Genomic DNA, 18,169 nt, shown 5'->3' with positions numbered 1-18,169 from the left:
AAAAAAGAAATGGAAAAAAAAAAAAAAAAAAAAAAAAAAAAAAAAAAAAAACAGAAAAGAGAAAAGGGAAGGAGAAATAGAAAAGAGAAACGGAAAAGAGAAAGAGAAAAGAGAAAGAGAAAAGAGAAATGCAAAAAAGAAAAAGAAAAAGAAAAAGAAAAAGAAAAAACAGTTCAAAGCCCGTCCAAAATATGCTTTTCCCGCTCCGCCTTCCGGTCTAAAAACGGCTCGATTTTAACAATCACGTAAGTGTCGTCGCCGAACCGCTCTTTCAAACATTTTTCAATGTCTTTTTGAATCACGCTTGCTTCTTTGACGGTCAAGTCTTCGTCCACCATAATATGAACGTCAATCGCTTTGGAGCTGCCGAGTTTTCGGGTTTTCAAAGAGTGGACGTTCAAAACGCCGCCGCAGTTCAAGATAACGGATTTGATTTCATCGTTGACTTCCGGATCAAGCGATGCTTCCATCAAATCATTGATGCTGTTGTAAATGATTTTAAACGCGATGTAAAGAATGTAAAGCGCCAGAAGAACGGCCATGATCGGGTCAATAATCGCCCATTGGTCGCCGAGCAGAATCGCAACCCCGATGCCTGCCGCAACGCCGACGGATGAAAAAGCGTCGGTCCGGTGGTGCCAGGCGTTTACCTCAATCATATCGCTGCCCAATTTTTTGGCAACGCGGTGCGTGTATTGGTAAAGCAGTTCCTTGCAGGCAATGGAAATCAGCGCCACATAAAAAGCAATCATCGCCGGCTTTTCAATCGGAACGCCCTGCGTGAATTCATAAATCGTCACGGCCCCTTCATACAAAATGGAAATGCCCGCAAAAAGGAGCATCAGACCGACAATCACGGAAGCCAGCGTCTCAATTTTCTTATGCCCGTAATTGTGCGTCTCATCTTCCGGCTTTGCCGAAATCCGGATACTGAAAATAACGACAAAATCACTCAAAAGATCCGAAAGAGAATGAACACCGTCCGCAATCAAAGCGGCACTGTTGCCGATAAAGCCGGCGGCGATTTTGATAATCGTCAAAATGATATTGACAATCATCCCGATAACCGTGACCCGGACACCTTCCTTTGACTTGCAGGCCGAGTTTTGAAACGGCGTTTGAAGGTCTTCCAATCCGACCGTCACGACCTTTGCCTTTTTTTGTTCTGCCAATGCGATACCCCGTGCGGATATATTTTAAAAAATAGATTCCCGCAATAGATAAAACGGCGCAATAGTATTTAAAAAACAAACAGAACAATTTTAACATCCGTTAATTATTTTGAATAAAATGAATAATTTTAATTCCGGCGAAAAGTGAAAATTTTCCCGCGTTTCTGAAATTTCGAATGTTTTTATTTTATTTTTTTATTTTAGTTTATTCTATTTTTTTATTCTATTTTTTATTCTATTTTTTATTCTATTTTTTATTCTATTTTTTTATTCTATTTTTTTATTCTATTTTCTTGGCATTTTTAAAACTGATACTTTTTTTAACTGATACTTTTTGATACTTATTTATATCAGTAATTCTTTGTTCTTTTTATGGAACCTCAAATTTTAACTCAAATGCTGACGGACAAGAACACGTTCAGTTTTCAAAAATTGAAATACAAATACGGCAAAGACAATTTTGCCGAATATTTCACCTTGGTATCGGATTATTTCTATCGGAAGATTCCGCTGAAGGATTTTTCGGGAAATCATTTTGTTTATACGCCCGCCCAAGTTCAAATTGTTTCTCAAAGTCTGAAGCGGCTGATGCAGAATTATTCCGGCGAAAAATACGGAATAAAGGCAATGGAAGATGAAATCACTTCGACGCTTTCCATTGAGAATATTGAAACGAAGCGGGAAAGCGTTCACCGGATTTTAGCGGGGCAGGCTCCCGTTTCGCCGAGCGAAGAGAAAGCGTACGGCATCAAAAAAGCGCTTGATTTCATTTCAGACCCGAATCACAAAATCACGGCCGAAAATTTAAACAAACTCTACCGGATTGCGATTAACGATTATTTGGAAGACGATTCGAAATTGCCCCCCAAAGCAATGTATCGGAACGATTCGGTTTACATTGTCAATTCGTCGGGAAAGCCGGTTCATAAAGGATTGGATCATGAAAAGCTGCCGGCATATATCGATGATTTAATCCGGTTCATTGACAACGACTGCGACGACATCGACCAGGTTTTGAAATCAGCGATGATTCATTATTATCTGGCTTACCTCCACCCGTATTTTGACGGAAACGGCCGAACGGCGCGGCTTCTTCAGCTTTGGTATTTGGTTCAGAAAGGATACACGTCCGCCTTATTCATCCCGTTTTCGCTTTTTGTGAACAAAAACAAAACGGGCTATTACAAATCATTCAAACTGATTTCGGAAAACCAGGAAACAGACAACGTTTCCGATATGACGCCGTTTTTGTATTTTTTCACGCAGAATGTCTTTTCACAATTTGAAAATTATGACGTCGGCGACGGCATCACGGAAAAATTCCGCGCCGTTTTGGAATCCGGAAACGTGACGGAAAAAGAGAAAGATTTGTTTTATTTTGTTCTTTCCAATTACGGCAGCGGCGAATTTTCGACAAAGGATTTGGAAAAAGATTACAGAAATGTCGCTTACGCGACCGTTCGGACATTTGTTTTGAAATTTGAGGAACTCGGATTGCTGAAAAGCCAAAAATACGGCGGGCGGACGAAATACAGCATATTCGAATAACCATTCAAATATCAGGACAATTGTAAAAAGGAAATTTAAAAAATTAAAAAGGAAACTTAAAAAACTAAAAAGGAAACTTAAAACAAATTAAAAAAGATTTTATCCTTTTCAATCCATCCGCTCAATCCGATATTGGAATTGTTCTCTTAATTTCACCATGTGCTCGTGAGAACAATCATGCGTGTGTAAATGAATATGTCCGCCGCTTTCTTCCATCTGTTTTAAAATTTCGCTGACGGCTTCATCGAAACTGAGCGGCAGTTCGTCGCAGTCAAAGCCGAGCGTTGAGAGAAGGCGGAAAAATTTGAAAATGTCGGACGCTTCCAAATTGTTTTCTTCAAGCAGATTCGGGTTTGAAAAAATATCTCGCGGCGTTCCCGTTTCGATAATTCTTTTGTTGAGGACGTAAACTTTGTCGGCAAGCTCCGAAAGCAGATTAACGTCATGCGTTGAAATGACGATGGTCATGCCGTCTGCGTTTAACCGGTTCACGATATCCAAAACATCGCGCTTGCTTTTCGGATCCAGATTTGCGGTCGGCTCGTCCAGGACAAGCACTTTCGGCTTCATTGAAATGATGGAGGCCAAAACCACTTTTTTCTTCTGTCCCAAACTGAGATGATGCGGAACGCGCGTTTTTAAATCGCTGATGCCGGCCATTGCCATCGCTTCTTCGACGCGCTGCTCAACTTCCGCTTTGGAAAGACCCAGGTTGAGCGGACCGAACGCGACGTCGTCAAAAACGGTCGGCATAAAAAGCTGGTTGTCGGGATCGGCGAACATGATGCCGACTTCCTTGACACGCTGTGTCGGATTCATGCCGGCGACATCTTTTCCGTCAATGAAAATATGGCCCTTGCTTTTAATCGTTGAATTCATGTGAAGGAAAAGCGTTGTTTTTCCGGCACCGTTCGGGCCGACAACGGCGACTTTTTCCCCGGGATAAATGTCAAAAGAAACATCTTCCAAAGCCATTTTATTTTTCGGATAATGATAAGTTAAATTTTTCACGGAAAGGACGGGAGCTGCGCTTTGACCGGCGCTTTGACCGGCGCTTTGACCGGCATTTTGGTCGACGCTTTGACCGGCATTTTGGCTGATGCTTTGATTGACATTTTGGCCGGCGTTTTCGTCGACGACCGTGTTTCCGGCATTTTGTTTTTCACACATTTCAGTTTCTGTCATCTGTTTTCACTTCCGTCCCGGGAATCAATTATAAGAGTCCGCCCAGTATTCCGTTCAGCATTCCGCTTTGAAGAATAGCCGGCACATGAATGGCGGCGGCAAGAATCAGGACAATTGAAACAATTGCATAATCCTTTATTTTCATTTTATTTTCCGTAATAATCGTCGGCTTTCCGGTATATCCTTTCGCAACCATTGAGCGGTAAACTTCATCGCCGCGCTCGAAACTTTTAATCAGAAGCATGCCGAGCATATTGGCGATTGATGAAAACATGCGCAAGGACAATCTCGGCCGGAAGCCCTTTGAAGCCATCGAGTTTTTCATGTTTTCCAATTCGTCGGAAAAAACGAATATGTAACGGTAAGAAAACATCAAAATCTGAAGCAAGAAGACCGGCATTTTCAAATCATAAAGAACTTTAATAATCGTATCAAAACGCGTGGTTGCCAAAAGTACCGTAATCATAATAATTGCCGCCGTTGCCCGAATCAAAATGAGGCCGGCGTTTAAAGCGCTTTCTTTTGTGATGTCCAAAAATCCGACCGACCACAAAACTTCGCCGCCTTCGCCGCTGAGAAGCAAGGCCGCTGCAAAAATAAAAATAAACAGAAAAGGAGACCAAATCCGGCGGACAACAAATGTGAAAGGCAGTTTTGCCGCAAGAACCATTAAAAATGAAAGAATCAGCGCAAGACCGGCCATTCGGATGTCATTGACAATTGCCGCGGAAATCACCATCAATAAAACGGCGATCACCTTTGTCATCGGGTTCATGCGGTGAATCACCGACGTTTTGGCATACAAATGAGAGTCAATTCCGGGAGAGGCCATCTTGTCACTTCAGTCTTTCATTTCAATAATTTATCTGCATTCTGAAATCCGCTGATTTGTTATTATTTCTTTGCTTAATTTAAACATTCAGCTGTTTTTCAATTTACGCGCCTGGAGATACATGATGATTCCGGCAATACCGACAATCCAGCCGAGACCGGCGCCGATTGTAAAGAGAGACGGGCCTTCCGTTCCCATGAGTTTTCCCCACCAGCCGACTTCGCTTTCAACGCCGCCGGAGCCGGAGGCGACATCAATCTTTTTGGAAATGGCGTGCTCGCCCTCGACCACTTTGATGCGGTAGGAAGTAATGCCGCTTTTGACGTCAAATGTATAGTTTCCGTTCGCATCGGTTTTGTCCGTGATGTATGCCGCCGCGTTTCCGGCCGAATCAATTGTTTCAACGGTGATGTCGCAGTTGGCCATCGGGTCGTTTCCCTGATAATACGCGTGAATCTGAACCTGATTACCTATCGGCGTCCAGCTCATGTAAACACCGTGTGCTGCCGCAGGGGCAATGAGCAAAGACAAAATCAAAAGCGATGCGACCAAATATTTCAATTTTTTAAATGACATTTTATAACTCCTTAAATTTCCCTGTTATGATGTTTTGTTTCAGAATCCCGTTTTAGAATCCCAATTCAAAACAATCAGGCTTCTCCTTTGTCTGTTCTGTACCGTTCAAGCATTTCGGGCTTTACTTTTTCAATAAACGGAATGATAAACGCGCTGATGACGGCTTCCGCAAGCATGAGCGGAACATTCATGAGAAAGATCATGAAGAATGTCAAAAGACCGGGTGTGCTTTGAAGAACATCCGCAATTGTTGAAAGAACCGGAATGTTTTCCACTCTGTCAAGCATGGCGTTCAAACTGCCGAAGTCAATGCCGGACACGTAAAAGATGATTCCCAAAAGAATCGTTGTGATTGTGACGGCAATAAAACTTGTCGCAGCACCGTTAAACCAGGACGGCAGCTTTGTTTTGGACAGCGCCATGAAAACCAGATAACCGGCAAGCGCGGGAATGCCCATTAAAAGACTGTTGACCCCGAGAACCGTAATGCCGCCGAACTGAAGCAAAATCGCTTGAAGCAAAAGACTGATAAAAACGCAGACAAACGCGATCGGCCCGAGCAAAATTCCCGCAAGACCGGCCAGCATCAAATGCAAAGATGTCGGCGGCATGGGAATTTTAAACATACAGGCCACAAAAAGCGCAGCCGTCACAACGGCAACCTGCGGCACCTTTTCCGTTAAATCGTTTGTTTGTCTTTTCGCCCACAGAACACTGATGCCCAATAATATTATCGTAAGTATCCATCCGACAGCAAGAACCCATGTCGGAAGAACACCATCTGAAATGTGCATAAATAACCTGACTCCTTATGAATGACATAAATTAATAGAATAACAAATTCAATAACAGTTTCAATAACAGTTTCAATAACAGTTTCAATAACAAATTCAATACAAATTTAATAACAGTTTAATACAAATTCAGTACAAATTCGATAACAAATTCAGTGCAATGAATACATCCAATAACAATTTTATCAAACAGATTCAATCAATATTCAAATTTCCGTGTTCATTCAAACACGCATCACTTAAACATATTTGACTGAATTCAACAGATTCAAATATGAATGAAGATGACTTAAAATTTTTAAAAATCATTTCCATTTGAGCTTTCTATATCCGATTGATTGTTTATAAGGCTTCTCATTTCGATAACACATGTCACCTTTATAGATTAGGATTTTTAAGTTTTCTTGTTGCTGTTTTGAAGTTTTTAGGATGTTTGATTTTCTTTGAAATTGGAACATAATTGAAAACATAACCGAGAACAGACTCGGAACATAACCGAGAACAGACTCGGAACATAACCGAGAATATACCCGAAACAGAGCTGAAATATAACTATTCTTTGAATTTTATCCGCAATTTTTCGGCCTGACTAATTTTGTTTCTTTTGACTAAATTTACTTCATATATGAAAATAACGCTTGTATTAAAAACGTAATACAATTTATTTATTCTTTATTACATTTTGCTTAATTTTTTATTACTTTTCACATAATTCAAATTCTGTACATTTTACATTTAACATTTAACATTTAACATTTTTATGACATAATCTTTATATAGTGAAACTGTGTATCATGCTATCAAATGACATGACACGAATTGACATGATTTGATTCAAGTTAAAAAAATAAAATAATGAATCATTTATAATAGGATGTCATCCATTGAATGGTTTTTCAACCACTGAAAAATATCAAAAAGGTTTGTACAATGATTCTTGGAATACCGGATCCGCTGATTTTGGCGGCTTATCTTCTGTGTTTTTTCGGGGCGGTATGGTGCATGGTTTACGGCATCCGTCACTGGAATGATACGGATTAATGCATGAGCGCTTGCTTATGCCGCAAAGATATTAAAAACGCAGTTATGTGAACTGCGTGTTATTATTATTGAAATGATTGGAAAAATATTTAGAAAAATTGAGGATTGTTTATGACTGACGGGTTTACCCTTTCTTCTTTGTTCGGATCGTCATCCGGCTCAAGTATGCTGATATTTGCGATATTGGTTGTTATTTATTTCGGAATAACTTTCGGCTTGGCCTGGTACGGTTATAAAAAGACGAAAGATGCTTCGGATTTTATGATTGCGGGCAGAAAAACGCATCCGCTGGTTATGGCAATCTCTTACGGCGCGACATTCATCAGTACGTCAGCCATTATCGGCTTCGGCGGTGTTGCGGCAACTTACGGCATGAGTTTGCTTTGGCTGGCGTTTTTGAACATTCTCGTCGGCATCATTATTGCTTTCTTGGTTTTCGGTCCGAAAATGAGAAAAATGGGCAAACAGCTTCACGCTTCCACATTTCCCGAGTTCATCGGCAAACGGTTTAAATCACGCGGCCTCCAATCTTGGGTCGGTCTGTTCATTGCCGTTTTGATGCCGCTGTACGCGGCCAGTGTTTTAATCGGCTCCGGCCGTTTCCTTGAAACAACGCTCGGCATTCCTTACGATACGGCACTCATCATCTTTACGATCATTGTTGCCGTTTATGTGATTGTCGGCGGCTTGATTTCGGTTCTTTACACAGACGCCTTCCAGGGCGCGATCATGTTTATCGGCATGGCGTTCCTGCTCATCTTCACATATGTTAAGCTGGGCGGCATTGTCGAAGCTCATACGGCGCTGACAAATCTGGCCCCGATGGTTCCGGACTCTTTTCAGGCCATCGGCCATCAAGGATGGACGATGATGCCGGCTTTCGGATCGGAACTGTGGTGGACAATTGTTTCGTCATTGATTTTGGGTGTCGGTATCGGCATTATCGCACAGCCGCAGCTGGCAGTCCGCTTCATGACCGTCAAAGACAATAAAACACTCAGAAGAGCCGTTTTTGCAGGCGGTCCGTTCATCTTTATGATGGCAGGCGTCGCGTACATTGTCGGTTCGCTTTCGAATGTTTACTTCTTCAACGAGTCGGGACAAATCGCGCTGGACATTGCCGGCGGCAATATTGATTCCATCATTCCCGCTTACATCAACAGCGCGATGCCTGAAATATTTGTGATGATTTTCATGCTCAGTCTGCTTTCGGCAGCCATGTCGACAGCGGCCTCTCAGATTCATACGATGGGCACATCTGTGGGCTACGATTTGATTCGAAACGGCATCTTCAAAGGACGTTCCCCTCACACGATTACGTTTACGCGAATCGGCATGGTGATTACGGTGATTATCTCCGTCATTTTGGCTTTCGAATTGCCCGGCAGCATCATCGCCAGAGCAACCGCCGTTTTCATGGGCATTTGTACGTCGGCGCTTCTTCCGATGTACGCGGGCGGCCTTTTCTGGAAGAAAATGACAAAAAAAGGCGCGTACGCCAGTTTCTTTACCGGACTTTCCGTTTCAATTTTCTGGTACGTTTTCGTTCACGCTTCCGAAGCCGTTCCGTTCAAAATTTGCCAAATGCTTTTCGGACAGCCGACACTGCTGACAGGTATGTGGGTGTTTGTCGACCCGATTGTGATTGCAACGCCGCTTTCAATTATTGCGGCAATCGTTGTCAGTTTAATGACGCAGCCGCCGGAAGAAAAATTCGTTGAAAATTTATTTTCGGACAATGAAGATGAAGAAATTACAGCTGCGGAAGCGGCTTAATTTCTTTATTCTTCGTTCTCTTTCTTCGTTCTCTTTTTTCTTTCTTTCTTCTTTCTTTCTTTCTTTCTTCTTTCTTTCTTTCTTTCTTTCTTCTTTCTTCTTTCTTTCTTTTTTATTTTCAATTCCATTTTTATTTTCAATTCCGTTTTTGTTTTCGTTTCTGCAAACCGAAACATCCGTTTTTAAAAACTTATCAAACCCGAACTCCAGATAAAACCGGAAAACAAAAAAACGGAAAAATTCAGGCAAAAAATGGAGTTCAATTTTTATGAAATTAAAAAAACACGATGTTTCATTGCAAAAAATAAATGAAAGACAAAACAACCGCCTCCAATCTCGAGTTTTGTGAGCGTAGCGAGCAAAAGGAGAGATTGGAGATTCGTCCCAATGATTTCAATTAAAACAAAATAACTGTTTCAAAATTATTTTCAGCAAATTTCTATTATGCAGGCCGAACGCAATGCAGACTATGTGCAATGGGAGCAGAATGCAATGAGGGCAGCATTTCCATATGTATCGTCTCATTTTTAGCACAGCCGCTCGCTACGCGAGCGTGGGCACAGATTACCTTACTGTTTCTGTTTGCGCCGTTACCTTACTGTTTCCGTTCTGCTGCTACCTTACTGTTTCCGTCCGCCGTTGCTACCTTACTGTTTCTGCCTGCCGCTGCCGCCTTATCCGTAATACAGTTGCAGACTTGCCGGCCTGCACCTGCGCCTGTGCCTGCGCCTGCGTGCCGGTCCCGCCGCGCGCGAGCCGGTCAAATTTTTCCGAGAATTCATTAAAATTGCAATTTCTTTTTACAGATATTTCCAATTGTAAACCTAACTTTTTTTGACAAAACGAAAATCAAAATGAAGATTAAACGGTTTATTTGTAAACCTGTTTGCGCCGAACGGCAGACTTTATATAGGATTTCATGTTTTTGTGTATGTTCATAATTTATCATTACATAACCCGCGCAATTTTCGTGCACGTCTCTTGCGGGGTTTTTTTCAAATCAATAACGGAAATATTTTGACGGGTTCGATTCGCCGTTTTTGTTGATTTTCGGTATGCCTCTTTGGCTTATGATTTGATCTTTTTACTTTGAACCATTAAATTCTATCTAAATAATTTGTCTAAATAATCTATCTAAATATATATGAGAGGGAAATTTCATGACAGATCCAGTCAGTTCATCTGAAATTGATAAAAGCTTCTTTTCAGAGCTTACCCGAGAAAAAGGGATGGACAAAATTCTGCTGTGTTTCAACTGCAGCGGATGTTCCACCGGATGTCCCATGAAGGATATTGAAAAGAATTTCGATATTAAAAAATATATCCGCATGGCCGGGCTCGGTATGAAGGACCGCATTTTAAAAGACGAATACTTATGGTACTGCACCACCTGCTACAAATGCCAGGAAAGATGTCCCGAAGGCGTTTTGAACGTCGACACACTTCTGCGCATGCGCACAATGGCGGTCCATGAAGGGATTATGCTTGAACCCCACCGCGAAGTCGCGCATTTTGTGATCGAAACAGGACACGCCGTGCCGATTAACGATTCCAACAGACAGAAAAGATTGGAACTCGGCCTCACAGAAGTCCCGCCCACGGTTCACATGTACCCCGAAGCGTACGAACAAGTCCGCAAACTTTTGAAAGTCTGCGAATTCGACACACTGACGCAAAAAGAATAACGGATGCAGAAATTGCACAATAAAATTTATCAGGAGTTATCAAGAAATGTCTACAGATACTGAAAAACAAGGAAAACCCCAAAGCCTTTCTTTGTTCCTCGGCTGCGTTGCGCCCAACCGTTATCCGGGAATCGAACTTGCCAGCCGCAAGGTCATGAAAGATTTAGGCGTTGACCTTCACGAACTTGAAGGCGCTTCCTGCTGTCCGGCACCCGGCGTTTTCAAGTCATTCGACAAAACCACCTGGCTCACAATGGCCAGCCGCAATGTGGTTCTTTCCGAACAGATGGGAATGGATTTATTAACCATCTGCAACGGCTGCTACGGCTCGCTCGGCGAAGCGAACCTCACACTGATGCACGATCCCGATTACAAAGCAAAAGTTAACGAAAAGCTCGGCGAAGTCGGCCTGGAATATAAAGGCAGCGCAAAAGTCCGCCACATCATCGAATTCCTCGAAAAAGATGTCGGACCCGAGACAATCAAAGAAAAAGTCACCGTTCCGCTCGACGGCATTAAAGTCGCCGTTCATTACGGCTGCCACCTCATCCGCCCGTCCAAAGAAAAAGAAGGCTTAGGCAGCGCCGAAAACCCGCGCTTCTTTGACGCACTGGTGGACGCAACCGGCGCCAAAAGCGTCGATTACGAAGAGAAAATGATGTGCTGCGGCGCAGGCGGCGGTGCACGTTCCGCTTTCCTGGACACAACGCTTAAAATGACCGAAAAGAAACTGACAATTTTGCAGAAAGACGAATTCGACTGCATTGTCGATGCCTGTCCGTTCTGCCACCTGCAGTTCGACTCCGGCCAGATTCAACTCAACAAGAACGGCAAAGACTATCACATCCCGGTTCTGCACTACTCCCAGCTGCTCGGCCTCGCCTTCGGCTACACGCCCCAAGAGCTCGGCATTCAGATGAATATGATCACCAATCCGGCTTTTGAAGAGAAGATTACTGCGCTTCAAGAGAAAGCAAAGGAGGCTTAAATATGGCAAACTCAAATGCTGTCGGCGCAGTCGCCGTTATCGGCGGCGGTATTGCCGGTGTTCAATCCGCGCTTGACTTAGCCAACAGCGGCTACCGCGTTTATTTGATTGAATCCAAGCCGTCGATTGGCGGTGTCATGGCACAGCTTGACAAGACTTTCCCGACACTGGACTGTTCGGCTTGTATCTTGTCCCCGAAACTTGTGGAAGCCAGCCGCCATCCCGACATTCAGCTCATGACTTATTCCGAAGTCACCGGCATTTCCGGCGACGTCGGCAATTTCACATTGACCGTTAAGAAAAAGACCCGCTACATCGACGTTGACAAATGCGTCGGCTGCGGTGACTGTTTGGCAAAATGTCCGAAGAAAGTCGACGACGAATTCGAAGAAGGCCTCGCCAAGAGAAAAGCCATTTACTTCCAATTCCCGCAGGCGATTCCGAAAATCGTGACGATTGATCCCGACAACTGTCTCATGCTCAAAAACGGCAAGTGCGGCAATTGCGCAAAAGTCTGCCAGCGCGGCGCGGTCAACTACGAGCTGACCGACGAATTCGAGGACATCGAAGTCGGCGCCGTCGTCATGGCCACCGGATTTGAAGCGTTCAATCCGACCATTTTGGAAGCCTACCGCTTCGACCACCCCGATGTCGTGACCGCCCTTCAGTTTGAAAGATACACCAACGCTTCCGGTCCGTTCGCCGGTCACATTCAGACCTCCAAAGGCGAGCTCCCTGAGAAAATTGCTTTCATTCAGTGCATCGGCTCACGCAACCCTGAAATTAACAGAGCGTACTGCTCTTCCGTCTGCTGTACCTACGCGGTCAAGCAGTCCCGTCTGATTAAAGACCACCACCCCGAAGTGGATGTGGCCATCTTTAATATTGATCTGAGAACGTTCGGCAAAGGCTACGAAGAATTTGCGCTCCGCGCTCAGGACGACGGTGTTCGTTTCATTAACTCCCGCCCGTCCGGCGTTGACGTCAAAGACAGCGGTGTCCTTTCCCTTCGTTATGAAGGTCCCGAAAGCGAAGTGCTTCACGAAGAATTCGATTTGGTCGTTCTTTCCGTCGGCTTGGAAGCCCCGAAATCAACGGTTGAGCTTGCCAAAATCCTTGACGTTGAACTCGACAAATACGGATTCATTCAGACCGGCACGGAAACACCGACAGAGACAAGCCGCCCAGGCATCTTTACGGCCGGCGTCGCGCAAGGTCCCAAAGACATTCCGGAATCCGTCGCTCAAGCCAGCGGCGCGGCATCCAAAGCCGGCGCGCTTTTGAATGAAGTCCGCAAAAGCTTGGAAACGATTGTTGAAATCCCGCCGGAAAACCCGATCGGCGATGAACCCCGTATCGGCGTGATTATCTGCCGCTGCGGAACAAACATCGGCGGCGTTGTGGATGTCCCGGCCGTCGTCGACTACGCGGCAACACTTCCGAATGTCGTCATTGCCAAAGAGGAAATGTATTCCTGTGCGGATGACACCCAGAGCCGCATTTACGACATGATTCAGGACTACAAGCTCAACCGCTTCGTTGTGGCAGCCTGTACGCCCAGAACGCACGAGCCGCTCTTCCAGCAGACCTGCCAGGAAGCCGGCCTCAACCCGTGGCTTTTCGAATTTGCAAACATCCGCGAGCACTGTTCCTGGATTCACCATGATGCGCCCGAAGAAGCAACGCACAAAGCCAAAGACTTGGTGCGCCAGGCTGTCGGCAAAGTCAAATATTACACACCGCTTTACAGCCAGTCCCTGCCGCTTGTTCACAACGCGGTCGTCCTCGGCGGCGGTGTCTCAGGACTCACGGCAGCCAACGAACTTGCCGACAACGGCTACGTTGTTGATTTGATTGAAAAAACCGGCGAACTCGGCGGCAACATCAAAAATTTGGAAAGCTACAAACCGCAGCTGGAAGCAATCATCCAGAAAGCGAAAGCCAGTGACAAAATTCACATCCATTATAATTCTGTCATGGAAAACGTCACCGGATCCGTCGGCAACTTCAGAGGCCAAATCATGACGGACGGCAAGGTTTCCAAAGAATTGGACTTCGGTATTATTATCATTGCCACCGGCGCCCACGAATTAAAGCAGCCCGGCCTTTTCGGCTATCAGGACAATCCGATTGTCAAGACGCAGCTTGAATTCAAGGAAATGGTTGATAAAAATGAAGGCGGTTTCAAGAATGTCGTTTTCATTCAGTGCGCCGGCAGCAGAAACGCCGAACGCCCGTACTGTTCCAGAATCTGCTGTACCAACACGGTCAGAAATGCGGTTCAGTACAAGGCCCAGAATCCCGATGCGGAAATCTATGTTCTTTACCGCGACATCCGAACCTACGGCATGTACGAGGAAGAATACACCAAAGCCCGTGAAGCCGGCATCCATTTCATGATGTACGACAAAGACGAGCCGCCGGTCGTTTCCGGAAACACGGTGGCGGTTCACGACCGTACCATCAACCTGCACTTCAATCTGGAAGCCGACTGCGTTGTTCTCAGCGCGGCAACGGTCGCCGAAGAAGGCAATCACGATGTCGGTCCGATGATGAAAGTCCCGCTCACAAGAGACGGCTTCTTCATGGAAGTTCACCCGAAACTCAGACCGGTCGACTTCGGAACGGACGGCGTTTTCGTCTGCGGTTTGGCACAGTTCCCGAAACTTTTCGAGGAATCTGTTTATCAGGCCCAGGCAGCAGCATCCCGTGCCTGCACGATTCTTTCCAGAGACGCGCTTTTGTCTCCGGCCGAACTCTCTTCTGTTGATGAAGCAGTTTGTGTCGGCTGCGGCGCCTGTAAAGATGTCTGCCCGTACCACGCGATAACACTTGAAGAAAAAGTGGTGACGCAAAAAGGTTTGTCCTTTAAAGCGCTCCGCTCTGTGATTAATCCGGCAGCCTGCAAAGGATGCGGCTGCTGTGCCATGTCTTGCCCCACGGGAGCGATTGACCAGTCTCACTTTGACAATGTCCAGCTTCTGTCCCAGGTCAAGAGTGTGTTTTATTTCGAAGAGGAGGTGAACTGATGTCCGAGGTTAAAACAGTCGCAAGCAGCTCTGCCTCTTCCGGCGAATATGTTCCGAAAATTGTAATGTTCTGCTGCAACTGGTGTTCTTACGCCGGTGCCGACGGTGCCGGTGTTGCCCGTTTCCAGCAGCCGACAAATGTCCGTGTCGTTCGTGTGATGTGCTCCAGCCGGATTGACCCGGTACACATTTACACGGCCTTTTTGGAAGGCGCCGACGGCGTTTTGATTACCGGCTGCCATATCGGCGACTGCCACTATGTCAACGGCAATGACAAAACGCTTGTGAAATACAAATTCGTGAAGTCTATGCTTAATGAAATGGGCTTGGAAGACAACCGTTTGATTCTTCGCTGGATCTCGGCTTCCGAAGGTCAGCAGTTCGCCGAATTTGTGACCGAAATGGTTGAAAAGGTGAAGGCTCTGGGTCCGAGTCCGCTTCGCAAGGAAGGGGTGATTTAAATGTCCGCACCCGAGAATGCGGCACCCGCAGGCGCACCGGCAGCAGGCACTCCCGCAGCAGGTGCACCGGCAGCAGGCGCACCGCCGGCCGGAAAGCCGCCCGAGAAGAAACCTCCGGCACCGTCAACCGTCGGCGATCTTTTAAAACCGTCCGATATTAAAGTCGGCGGCAAATACATCGGCTGGTCCATCCGCGACGAAGTTCGAAAGGAAGGCGGATCCGGCGGTTTGGTGACATCCGTTTTGGCCGGCGCGCTTGAAAAGGGATTGATCGAACACGTTGTTGTTCTGAAGAAAACCAGCCAGTATGAAGCTGTTCCGGTTTTGACGTCTGACGTTGACGATGTTTACGCATCGGCCGGTTCGATGCATATGCTGATTTCCAACCCGACCAAATATCTGCGCCAGTTCCAGAATGACGCGACGATTGCGCTTGCCGTCAAGCCGTGTGATATGCGCGGTATTCGCGAGCAGCAGAAGCGCAATATGATTGATCTGGATAAGATTTTTACAATCGGTCTGAACTGCGGCGGAACAATGATGCCGTACAAGATTCGAAAGGTGACGGAGGAAGTTTACGGAGTCAATCCCGACGACGTCCGCGCCGAAGAAATCGAAAAAGGCAAATTGATTTTAGAAACGGTCGACGGCGAACACCACGCCGAATCCATCGACGAATTGGAAGAAGAAGACAACGGCCGCCGTGAAAACTGCCGCTACTGTGTTGTTAAGATTGCGACCAATTCCGACTTGGCCTGCGGCAACTGGGGCGTCATGCCCGATTACGCCGGCAAAGGCACTTTCGTTGAAGTGATGACTGAAAAAGGTGCCGAATTCTTAAGAAACGCTGTTGAAGGCGGCTACGCCGAGGTCAAAGAGGCCAGCGAGCCTGCAGCCGTTGCCCGCGAAAAAGTGAACGGCATTATGCTGAAGATGTCGGCCAAAACCAAAGAGGAAATCTTTGTGCCGCTGCATGACCAAACGCTTCAGGAATTCCAAAAAGAATTGGTCAACTGTATCAACTGCGGTGCCTGCCGCTCTGTCTGCCCGCCCTGCGCGTGCGGAACGGAAGCCAAATGCACGGCGTTTAATGATCCGGTCGACAGCTATGACATTTCACTGTTCCATATGATCCGTTTCCTGCACTTGATGGACTCTTGTGTCGGCTGCGGTCAGTGTTCGGATGTCTGTCCGGCTGATATTCCGCTGGCAAGGCTTTACAGAAAGTTCGCCAACCCGATTCAGGATGAGCTGAATTATGTGACCGGAATGGATGACAGAACGCCGCCGTTCTTTGAAATCAAATTGGAGGAGGTGCAGTAAATGCCTGAAGTTGTTGATCCTAAATTTAAGGAAAATGTTTATTCAACCGTTTGTTACGGCTGCGGTTTCGGCTGCGGTGTTTACATGAGAGAACTGGAGACACAAGCTGTTCAGACAGGCACGGCCTGCGGCGCGCCGATGTTAAACATCGACTACCGGAAAGCGTCTCCCGTCAACCAGGGAAAGCTCTGCCGCTTCGGCGTGAATTTGGCGAACAGCTATTGTCCGGCTGTCTCAAGCATCGCCGGAAAAGCCGCATCTGCTGAAGAAGCCGCTGCAAAAGCCGCGGAAGCTTTGAAAAATGCGGACGCCTCTGAAATTGCGCTCCTCTCTGTCGGCGGAACGACGAATGAAGAGCATTTGGCGCTGATGAAAATCGGCGAGAAACTGGGCGTTCCCGTCAACACCGGAATGACCGGCCTTTTCAAAGACATCGGAAAGCTGCATGCTTACACGGGCCGCGGCACAACGTATGATGATGTGGAAACGGCAAAGAAAATTTATCTTTTCGTTGACCCGTACGTTTCTTATCCGCTTTTGATCAGACGTTTGGTGCACGCCAAAGAGAAAGGTGCCGAGATCGTTTCTTTCGGTTTGAAAGAATTGGCGATTGCGACGGCAAATGTGACGGTTGAGCCTGGAACGAGTCTTTACGATGTGAAGGAATTTGCGCCGGATGAAGACACCGTTATTGTTTCCGATTTGACGCCTTACACTTATGCAAAGCAGCTGGCAGAACTTGTTGAAATGGCGGGCGGCAAATCCAAACTCCTTTTTATGCGCCCGTTCATGAACGCGACCGGCGCAGGATATTTGTCCAAGCACACAAAGCAGCAGTCTTTTGACGACATCGTTTCGAAGATGGAAACGGGCGACTTGAAAGTGCTGGTTTGTCTGGATTCTGATTTGATTGATCTTTGTTTAAACGAGAATCTCAAGGAATCTTTTAAGAATTTGGAACATGCGATTGTGATTGCGTCGCGCGACACGACCGCTTGTGCCGCCGCTGACATTGTGATTGCAACGGAGCCGTTTTACAAGAAGAAAGGCTCTGTCATGAACGCGGAAGGACGTTTGATTCAGACAACGGCTGCTGCCGGCGACACGCCGCTGACGGGCTTTAATGTGCTTTCGGGCATTTTAGAAGCGCTCGGCGGATCTGCGCTTGACTTTGAAGCAATCTCTGCCGAAGCCGCCGAAATGCTCGGCGCGTCCGCGGATGAGTATAAAGTGACGGTTCCGGAAAAGAAATCGGCTTCTGAAATCAAAAAGATCTCCGACGGTCTGCCGGACTTGAAAGCAACGTTTTCGGACTTTTCACAGCCGGAATCATTTGTTTCCAAAGCAGGCGGCGACGGCGAAAACGGCGATGCGGTGAAGCACGTTTATCTGATGAATCCGTTCATCTGGAACGGCATGATCGACAATGACAACTACATTGAGATCAGCCGCGGACAAGTCAGAACCTCCGCGCTTCTGAAAGGCTACACGGCGGATGTGACATGCGCCTGCGGTGAAGTCACCAAAACAACGCGCTTTAAGGTTTCGCCGATGGCTGACGGATATGTTTTGTCTTTGAGAAAACAGCCGTTTGCAAAGGCGCCGGTGACGGATGTGACGATTCGGCACACCCCGACAAAGCCGGACGAACCTGAAATTGTCAAAGAATGCAATGTTCCTCAATCCTGAGGTTCATTCATTATTTTTTTCATTTTTATTTTTCATTTTTATTTTTCATTTTTATTTTTCATAATTTTAT

Annotated in this window: 17 protein-coding genes; 11 read left to right on the top strand and 6 right to left on the bottom strand. The window is 46.1% G+C overall.

The features are described 5' to 3' along the window. Positions 1–238: hypothetical protein (locus tag MmiAt1_RS06210; protein WP_318786024.1), on the top strand; the 238-nt coding region annotated here is incomplete at its 5' end. On the opposite strand, the gene MmiAt1_RS06205 is transcribed toward MmiAt1_RS06210, so the two are convergent. Next, positions 174–1,172, bottom strand: a complete 999-nt coding sequence (locus MmiAt1_RS06205; RefSeq protein WP_318786023.1) for a cation diffusion facilitator family transporter — start codon at positions 1,170–1,172, stop codon at positions 174–176. The genes MmiAt1_RS06210 and MmiAt1_RS06205 overlap by 65 nt on opposite strands. 372 nt (positions 1,173–1,544) lie before the next feature. On the opposite strand from MmiAt1_RS06205, the gene MmiAt1_RS06200 reads away from it, so the two are divergent. Continuing rightward, complete coding sequence (locus MmiAt1_RS06200; RefSeq protein WP_318786022.1) at positions 1,545–2,720, top strand: Fic family protein; 1,176 nt, start codon at positions 1,545–1,547, stop codon at positions 2,718–2,720. A 108-nt stretch (positions 2,721–2,828) separates the two neighbouring features. Here MmiAt1_RS06200 and MmiAt1_RS06195 read toward each other — a convergent pair whose 3' ends face one another. The 4 genes from MmiAt1_RS06195 to MmiAt1_RS06180 all read right to left on the bottom strand — a co-directional run bounded on the left by MmiAt1_RS06195 (position 2,829) and on the right by MmiAt1_RS06180 (position 6,107). Further along, positions 2,829–3,905, bottom strand: coding sequence for an energy-coupling factor ABC transporter ATP-binding protein (locus MmiAt1_RS06195; RefSeq protein ID WP_318786021.1), 1,077 nt, complete (start codon positions 3,903–3,905; stop codon positions 2,829–2,831). 28 nt (positions 3,906–3,933) lie between these two features. After that, positions 3,934–4,737: a cobalt ECF transporter T component CbiQ gene (cbiQ, locus tag MmiAt1_RS06190; RefSeq protein WP_318786020.1), complete on the bottom strand. Its 804-nt coding sequence runs from the start codon at positions 4,735–4,737 to the stop codon at positions 3,934–3,936. 87 nt (positions 4,738–4,824) lie between these two features. Beyond that, complete coding sequence (locus MmiAt1_RS06185) at positions 4,825–5,313, bottom strand: hypothetical protein (protein WP_318786019.1); 489 nt, start codon at positions 5,311–5,313, stop codon at positions 4,825–4,827. A gap of 74 nt (positions 5,314–5,387) precedes the next feature. Then, the gene (locus tag MmiAt1_RS06180; protein ID WP_318786018.1) at positions 5,388–6,107 is read right to left on the bottom strand and encodes a CbiM family transporter; all 720 of its coding nucleotides are present in this window, start codon (positions 6,105–6,107) and stop codon (positions 5,388–5,390) included. A gap of 930 nt (positions 6,108–7,037) precedes the next feature. Between MmiAt1_RS06180 and MmiAt1_RS09390 the strand changes: the two genes are divergently transcribed. Both MmiAt1_RS09390 and MmiAt1_RS06175 read left to right on the top strand, forming a co-directional pair. Continuing rightward, the gene (locus MmiAt1_RS09390) at positions 7,038–7,148 is read left to right on the top strand and encodes a symporter small accessory protein (RefSeq protein ID WP_338140873.1); all 111 of its coding nucleotides are present in this window, start codon (positions 7,038–7,040) and stop codon (positions 7,146–7,148) included. A 111-nt stretch (positions 7,149–7,259) separates the two neighbouring features. Next, positions 7,260–8,924 carry a sodium:solute symporter family protein gene (locus MmiAt1_RS06175; protein WP_318786017.1) on the top strand — a complete coding sequence of 555 codons (1,665 nt, stop codon included), beginning with the start codon at positions 7,260–7,262 and terminating at the stop codon, positions 8,922–8,924. A 5-nt stretch (positions 8,925–8,929) separates the two neighbouring features. Here MmiAt1_RS06175 and MmiAt1_RS06170 read toward each other — a convergent pair whose 3' ends face one another. Continuing rightward, entirely contained in the window at positions 8,930–9,052 is a 123-nt protein-coding gene (locus tag MmiAt1_RS06170; RefSeq protein WP_318786016.1) for a hypothetical protein, read from the bottom strand. Positions 9,053–9,435: 383 nt separating this feature from the next. On the opposite strand from MmiAt1_RS06170, the gene MmiAt1_RS06165 reads away from it, so the two are divergent. The 7 genes from MmiAt1_RS06165 to MmiAt1_RS06135 all read left to right on the top strand — a co-directional run bounded on the left by MmiAt1_RS06165 (position 9,436) and on the right by MmiAt1_RS06135 (position 18,099). Continuing rightward, positions 9,436–9,762 (top strand): hypothetical protein, encoded by a 327-nt coding sequence (locus MmiAt1_RS06165; protein ID WP_318786015.1) that lies wholly within the window; start codon positions 9,436–9,438, stop codon positions 9,760–9,762. Between the two features lie 322 nt (positions 9,763–10,084). Next, complete coding sequence (hdrC, locus tag MmiAt1_RS06160; RefSeq protein ID WP_318786014.1) at positions 10,085–10,609, top strand: CoB--CoM heterodisulfide reductase subunit C; 525 nt, start codon at positions 10,085–10,087, stop codon at positions 10,607–10,609. A 46-nt stretch (positions 10,610–10,655) separates the two neighbouring features. Further along, positions 10,656–11,597, top strand: coding sequence for a CoB--CoM heterodisulfide reductase subunit B (gene hdrB / locus MmiAt1_RS06155; RefSeq protein ID WP_318786013.1), 942 nt, complete (start codon positions 10,656–10,658; stop codon positions 11,595–11,597). A gap of 2 nt (positions 11,598–11,599) precedes the next feature. Next, entirely contained in the window at positions 11,600–14,626 is a 3,027-nt protein-coding gene (locus MmiAt1_RS06150; RefSeq protein WP_318786012.1) for an FAD-dependent oxidoreductase, read from the top strand. Further along, entirely contained in the window at positions 14,626–15,087 is a 462-nt protein-coding gene (locus MmiAt1_RS06145; protein WP_318786011.1) for a hydrogenase iron-sulfur subunit, read from the top strand. Before MmiAt1_RS06150 ends, MmiAt1_RS06145 begins: the two co-directional genes overlap by 1 nt. Further along, on the top strand, positions 15,088–16,410 hold the full coding sequence (locus tag MmiAt1_RS06140) for a Coenzyme F420 hydrogenase/dehydrogenase, beta subunit C-terminal domain (protein WP_318786010.1): 1,323 nt from the start codon (positions 15,088–15,090) through the stop codon (positions 16,408–16,410). Beyond that, a complete protein-coding gene (locus MmiAt1_RS06135) occupies positions 16,411–18,099 on the top strand; it encodes a hypothetical protein (RefSeq protein ID WP_318786009.1) in 1,689 nt (562 codons plus the stop codon). Positions 18,100–18,169: the final 70 nt, after the last annotated feature.

The sequence above is a fragment of the Methanimicrococcus hacksteinii genome (genome assembly GCF_032714515.1).
GTDB lineage: Archaea > Halobacteriota > Methanosarcinia > Methanosarcinales > Methanosarcinaceae > Methanimicrococcus > Methanimicrococcus hacksteinii.
The sequence above is the reverse complement of the archived record's forward strand: the minus strand, read 5'-3'. Positions and strand labels throughout refer to the sequence as shown.

What these genes read in the sequence shown, in the direction of transcription:
- hdrC (WP_318786014.1), top strand. Translation starts at nt 10,085, where the DNA reads ATGACAGATCCAGTCAGTTCATCTGAAATTGATAAAAGCTTCTTTTCA.
- MmiAt1_RS06170 (WP_318786016.1), bottom strand. Translation starts at nt 9,052, where the DNA reads ATGGAATTGAAAATAAAAAAGAAAGAAAGAAGAAAGAAGAAAGAAAGA.
- cbiQ (WP_318786020.1), bottom strand. Translation starts at nt 4,737, where the DNA reads ATGGCCTCTCCCGGAATTGACTCTCATTTGTATGCCAAAACGTCGGTG.
- MmiAt1_RS06135 (WP_318786009.1), top strand. Translation starts at nt 16,411, where the DNA reads ATGCCTGAAGTTGTTGATCCTAAATTTAAGGAAAATGTTTATTCAACC.
- MmiAt1_RS06185 (WP_318786019.1), bottom strand. Translation starts at nt 5,313, where the DNA reads ATGTCATTTAAAAAATTGAAATATTTGGTCGCATCGCTTTTGATTTTG.
- MmiAt1_RS06165 (WP_318786015.1), top strand. Translation starts at nt 9,436, where the DNA reads ATGTATCGTCTCATTTTTAGCACAGCCGCTCGCTACGCGAGCGTGGGC.
- hdrB (WP_318786013.1), top strand. Translation starts at nt 10,656, where the DNA reads ATGTCTACAGATACTGAAAAACAAGGAAAACCCCAAAGCCTTTCTTTG.
- MmiAt1_RS09390 (WP_338140873.1), top strand. Translation starts at nt 7,038, where the DNA reads ATGATTCTTGGAATACCGGATCCGCTGATTTTGGCGGCTTATCTTCTG.
- MmiAt1_RS06180 (WP_318786018.1), bottom strand. Translation starts at nt 6,107, where the DNA reads ATGCACATTTCAGATGGTGTTCTTCCGACATGGGTTCTTGCTGTCGGA.
- MmiAt1_RS06150 (WP_318786012.1), top strand. Translation starts at nt 11,600, where the DNA reads ATGGCAAACTCAAATGCTGTCGGCGCAGTCGCCGTTATCGGCGGCGGT.
- MmiAt1_RS06175 (WP_318786017.1), top strand. Translation starts at nt 7,260, where the DNA reads ATGACTGACGGGTTTACCCTTTCTTCTTTGTTCGGATCGTCATCCGGC.
- MmiAt1_RS06195 (WP_318786021.1), bottom strand. Translation starts at nt 3,905, where the DNA reads ATGACAGAAACTGAAATGTGTGAAAAACAAAATGCCGGAAACACGGTC.
- MmiAt1_RS06200 (WP_318786022.1), top strand. Translation starts at nt 1,545, where the DNA reads ATGGAACCTCAAATTTTAACTCAAATGCTGACGGACAAGAACACGTTC.
- MmiAt1_RS06145 (WP_318786011.1), top strand. Translation starts at nt 14,626, where the DNA reads ATGTCCGAGGTTAAAACAGTCGCAAGCAGCTCTGCCTCTTCCGGCGAA.
- MmiAt1_RS06140 (WP_318786010.1), top strand. Translation starts at nt 15,088, where the DNA reads ATGTCCGCACCCGAGAATGCGGCACCCGCAGGCGCACCGGCAGCAGGC.